Origin of the sequence: Nonomuraea sp. H19, from assembly GCF_052068215.1 — a bacterium.
Taxonomy (GTDB): domain Bacteria; phylum Actinomycetota; class Actinomycetes; order Streptosporangiales; family Streptosporangiaceae; genus Nonomuraea.
Genome location: NZ_JBQHCV010000088.1, coordinates 1 through 4,588 on the forward strand (window position 1 = coordinate 1; position 4,588 = coordinate 4,588).

Here is a 4,588-nt window from a genome sequence, read left to right on the forward strand (position 1 = left end):
CTTTCTTCGTGCGAACTTGGCGGTTCAACACGGAACCTACGCTCGTGATCTATTTACACCGCATCTCGGACGCGACCCAGGTGAGGTCCCGCTCAGCGGCACATCGAGTCGATGAGATCCGAAAAATGCGGGAACTCTGCTCGTGCGGCAGTCACGATCTGGGTTGGGGAACGGCGGCCGCCGGGTGCGTATCGCTCGGCGATGGTACGGAATGCCTCGTTCGGCTGTGCCGTGGAGTCGGGGTCCGAGAAGGCCTCGGCGGGGCCCAGGCCGGCGGCGAACAGCCAGAGGAGGTCGCCGAGATTGCGGGCGATCAGACCGTGCTCCCCCTCGGAGCCGATGTAGACGACGGGCTGGTCAGTGATCGCCACATCTGGCCGTACCAGCCAGAAGCCGGTGTAGTCACCCGCCCCGGTCGTGCCGAAGAAGCGGAACTCGCTGCCGTCGGCCTCTTGGTTGCCGGTCCACAGGCGGAACCACCACGCCGTCCGGTCGGGCTCCTCGAACTGGTCGTATAGCTCGAAGTCACAGCCACGGGCCTCGTCGGTTTCCTCGTCCCATTCCCACTCGAAGCCGACCTCGGCCACCTCGGCCAGGGCAGTGGGCAATGCGAGACTTTCAGACATGTTCGCCATCCCCGGAAGATTAGACGACCATAGGAAGCGGTCGAGGTGGGGCTGTCCTGCACGATGGCCCCCCGAGTTGCTAGAGCGGTGTCACGTAGTTAGTGCGCTTGTCCTCAACTGGCCGGTAGGAAGAGCGCCGCCAGTCGGGGCAGGCGCTGACGCAGCTGGGCGTCGTCGTCGAAGTCGAAGTCTTCGCCCATGTCGTCCCCTGTGGCCCGGTCTACTACTGCTTCCTCGCGAGCCGCCAAAGCCTCGTAGAAGGCATCTACATCGCCATCGGTGTGCCGTTCGTAGGCGGCGTTGGCCGCAAATTGAACTTCTTCGTAGAAGATGGCACGGTCGTCGCCCTGGGCTGCGGCTTCAATAACGGCCGGGTGGCCGGCCAGGTTGTCGGGGGACTGCGCCGCCCTCTCAAACCAGCCACGGCCCAACGCGATCAACCCAGCCCGGAAGTCGCTGAAGCTGTCATCCGAGCACCCGCCACCGATCAGATAAGCGGCAGCCCAGACGTCCCACCGATGCACCGCGCCTTCTACCTCATCGAACCGCTCCTGGAAATCAAGGATCTCCTCCATCGAGAGAGCAGCAAGTCGATCAACGAGTGCCTCATCGGTAGGCTTGGCATCCGTGCGGGCGGACTCGACAATGCTCCAGAATTCGTCCAGATTCACGCAGACACTTTGCCACAACAGTCTGCTAATGCGGTTTGGTCCCACTTGTAGCGCCGCCACGACTCGAAGAAGATCCGGGATATACGCGGGATGATTCCGTACGCCAGTGAGTGAGCTAAGGCTGTAGCACCAGTTCAGACCTGCTCCGAGGCCTCAATCACCGACCCGCTGTAAAACCGTCGGCTCAGCCTACGCAAGTTCGAACCTTGCACCTGCCACCAGCAGTAAGCGCAGCTCAGAGGCACTTCGGGGCCTCTTCTGCGTTTCTGGGGTACGCAGCCAGATGCCGTCGAGAGCGACCGTATGTCGGTGGCCCGCCAATATACGTGCAATGATCTTGACGGCGTTTCCGCTGGTCGGGGTGTCGATTTGGGGACTTGGGTAGCGCACTTGACTGGGATCAGATCGATGCGCGCGACCTGCCCGGCTGTCCCACCTGTCTGGGCCGAGGGTCGGTTATCCCCCTCGGGGACTCCAGGCCCGCGCGTACGCTCGTCCGCGCGCCCTGTCCCACCTGCTCCGGTACTTCGGCATAGATCGGTGTGGCCTGACCGATGATTTTTGCGCGCCGTGCTGGTCTGTACGCCGAATACCGACTCACGGGAGGCTGACGCCATGCGGAAACTGACCTTCGGCATGAACGTGAGCCTGGACGGCTACATCGCCGCGCCCGGCGACGACCTCGGCTGGAGCGTGCCGAGCGACGAGCTGTTCCAGTGGTGGTCCGACCGGGTGGACGCGACGGGCCTGGCGCTGTACGGGCGCAAACTGTGGGAGACGATGAGCTCCCACTGGCCGACCGCCGACAAGCAGCAGGGTGCCACACCGGCGGCGATCGAGTTCGCCGGCCGCTGGCGGGACATGCCGAAGGTGGTGTTCTCCTCTACGACCAAGACGGTCGACTGGAACGCCCGTCTGGTCACCGGCGACGCGGTCACCGAGATCACCAGGCTCAAGGCCGAGGACGGTGGCCCCATGGACATCGTCGGTGCCACACTCGCCGCGGCGGCCATGCGGGCCGGGCTGATCGACGAGTACGCGATCGTCACCCATCCGGTCCTGGTGGGCGGCGGCACGCCGTTCTTCACAGCCCTGGACAACTGGGTGAACCTGAGCCTGGTGGAGACCCGGACGTTTCCCGACGGCGTACTCCTGACCAGGTACGAGACCAGGCGCTGAGTGCCCAACCTCGGATCGGCCGGTTGAGCCGCGTTGGATCAGCGAAGGCCCGATCGTCACTCAGTAGCGAACACGCCGCGGTTCGGTGGATGCTTGATGGATCTTCCCGGCAGCCTCGGCGGATGGGTTCTGGCAGTTCAGCGGTGTTGCCCGCCGATCAGTACGTGGCGTCGCTGGCGCGTAAACGGATGGCAGCGGGCGCGTTGTTCCGGGATGGGGCCGGACGGGGTGCTGCTGGTGGAGCCGACCTACAAGAACAACTGGGAGGGTACCCGGCGGGGCGGTCCAGCAGGACGAGCCGCCGATGGTGGTGTGCCGCCGGGAAAGTGCTCGAGGAATTGGGGCTCTGGACCGGCCAGTCGGGCGGCTGCTCGTGGTCGGCTGGTTGCCGCCGCGGCCAGAACGGCCCGCCTCGGTTCGGCCCGTACACCTGGACCTGCGCACGCGCTGGCACGAGCAAGATGCCGTCTGCTCGCGTAGGCGGAGGGCGAGGGCGAGCAGGTCCGCCGTCGGTGACGGCCTGCAGATGGTCTTGCCTCGGGTCCGGGCGGACTCGTGGAAACCCCTCTACTTGTTGTCGACCTTAATGTGGAATTTGACATCGCTGCCCTTGACCGACGTGACCGTGACGGTGAGGCCGATCTTCATCCCGTCGTTGGCCTCCAGCTGGCAACGCATCGTGGTGCCCTGCTCCCCCTTGAGGTCACCCGGGCACACGACCGCCTTCGGCCGCTGCCCGACCTTCGCCGCCAACTGGTCGGCGACCTGCTGCTCGACCGTGGGTCTCTCGACGGAAGTGCTACCTACGCTGAAGCTGCAGCCCGCAACCAGCACCACACCGCAGGCCAAAGAAACCGGGAAGCCAATGCGCATGTTCCCCATCCTCATCGCTTGAAAGATTGCTGTTTCGACGTGCACGGGCTGACAGCGGTTCCTGCGGCCGCGCAGCGCGATCGCCGTCACCCGAGACAGTTGGCAAGGTCCAGTAGTAAATTCTTTCGGTCACAAGCGGCCCTCAGGCGATGGAGGATCCCGAGGCACAGAGTTATCCCGCTCAAGCATCCTCGGGCACCGGTTACGCGACTCACTCACGGGATCCGGTACGTTCACGGCGCGCCCGCGCGGTCGCAGCTCAGGCCCAACGCGTCCCGATCCTCGTCGACACCGAAGCCGCGTGCGGCGAGTGGACCGATCGCCCCGCTACTTGGTTGCCCGACCCCAGGCCCGAAGAGCGTGGATCAGTACCGCTCATCCACAGAGAACCCCCAGGACCCGGAAGCCGGAGGGTTGGCCGTGTAGTAGTAGCACCGCCTCGGCGTGGTCCACGCCGACTTGTACTTGGGTCGCTCCCGTTCACAGGCGGCCTTCGTTTTGAACATCCCGACGAAAAAGTCCGCGTGCGCCGGGCCGGCCAAGGTGACCGCACCGATCGCCGCCGTTGCGGCCGCGAGAGCGATCACTCCGGCGCGGCGCAAACCGGGCCGACGGATGACCATCATCATTTGACTCCACTTTGTCGAGGTCCCTGCGGGAGAGCTAAGCACCCGGCGGTACACGGCCGGAATACTCGGATCATGTACCGAAAATGTGCCGCCAGTATGCCAGTCAGATTCATAATCGGACGTGGCAGAGCTCATTTCAACTCACCGTTTGAAAGGAACTGATGAAACTCAAATCCAGTCTCATGGTGGTTGTGGCCGTCGGTGCGACGATAGTCGTGACTCCCGGTGCGGCGTACGCCGATTACTACACGACGTACAAGAATAGCTCGGCCAGGGGAGGCACCCTCTACCTCCACGCGGCGATGGGTCCCAGGAGCGGCGGCCGAACCAGCATCAGCGGCAGCCTCTTCCGTCTGTATGCGAACACCTATAACGGTGCGGATGGTGGCTTGTACGCCACCTCCAACAGCGTGAGCGGAACCGTCGTTCTAAGTCACCCGCGCTACGACTATGGGCGCAGCGGCTGCAAATGGGTTCTCGCGGGCTCAACTGCCAGTATGACCCTGAAATGCGAAGCACGCATTGCTTCCTAGCCTCGATCTTTCTCGACCTTGAGCTGGTCGGCTGAGGGATTCGGCTGGAGGTCGTTTCCTCGCTGTGGTCAGCGTGG

6 protein-coding genes are annotated in these 4,588 nt (G+C 64.1%); 2 read left to right on the forward strand and 4 right to left on the reverse strand.

Going from position 1 to position 4,588, the window contains the following annotated elements; genetic code table 11:
* Positions 1–92: 92 nt before the first annotated feature.
* Positions 93–626, reverse strand: coding sequence for an SMI1/KNR4 family protein (locus ACTMTI_RS56445; RefSeq protein ID WP_441129329.1), 534 nt, complete (start codon positions 624–626; stop codon positions 93–95).
* Between the two features lie 113 nt (positions 627–739).
* Entirely contained in the window at positions 740–1,297 is a 558-nt protein-coding gene (locus ACTMTI_RS56450) for a DUF4240 domain-containing protein (protein ID WP_441129330.1), read from the reverse strand.
* Positions 1,298–1,912: 615 nt separating this feature from the next.
* Here ACTMTI_RS56450 and ACTMTI_RS56455 point away from each other — a divergent pair.
* Positions 1,913–2,476 (forward strand): dihydrofolate reductase family protein, encoded by a 564-nt coding sequence (locus ACTMTI_RS56455; RefSeq protein ID WP_441129331.1) that lies wholly within the window; start codon positions 1,913–1,915, stop codon positions 2,474–2,476.
* A gap of 567 nt (positions 2,477–3,043) precedes the next feature.
* On the opposite strand, the gene ACTMTI_RS56460 is transcribed toward ACTMTI_RS56455, so the two are convergent.
* Together ACTMTI_RS56460 and ACTMTI_RS56465 are read right to left on the reverse strand one after the other, a co-directional pair.
* On the reverse strand, positions 3,044–3,439 hold the full coding sequence (locus ACTMTI_RS56460) for a DUF4333 domain-containing protein (protein ID WP_441129332.1): 396 nt from the start codon (positions 3,437–3,439) through the stop codon (positions 3,044–3,046).
* A gap of 275 nt (positions 3,440–3,714) precedes the next feature.
* Positions 3,715–3,978 (reverse strand): hypothetical protein, encoded by a 264-nt coding sequence (locus tag ACTMTI_RS56465; RefSeq protein WP_441129333.1) that lies wholly within the window; start codon positions 3,976–3,978, stop codon positions 3,715–3,717.
* Positions 3,979–4,139: 161 nt separating this feature from the next.
* On the opposite strand from ACTMTI_RS56465, the gene ACTMTI_RS56470 reads away from it, so the two are divergent.
* Entirely contained in the window at positions 4,140–4,511 is a 372-nt protein-coding gene (locus ACTMTI_RS56470) for a hypothetical protein (RefSeq protein WP_441129334.1), read from the forward strand.
* Positions 4,512–4,588: the final 77 nt, after the last annotated feature.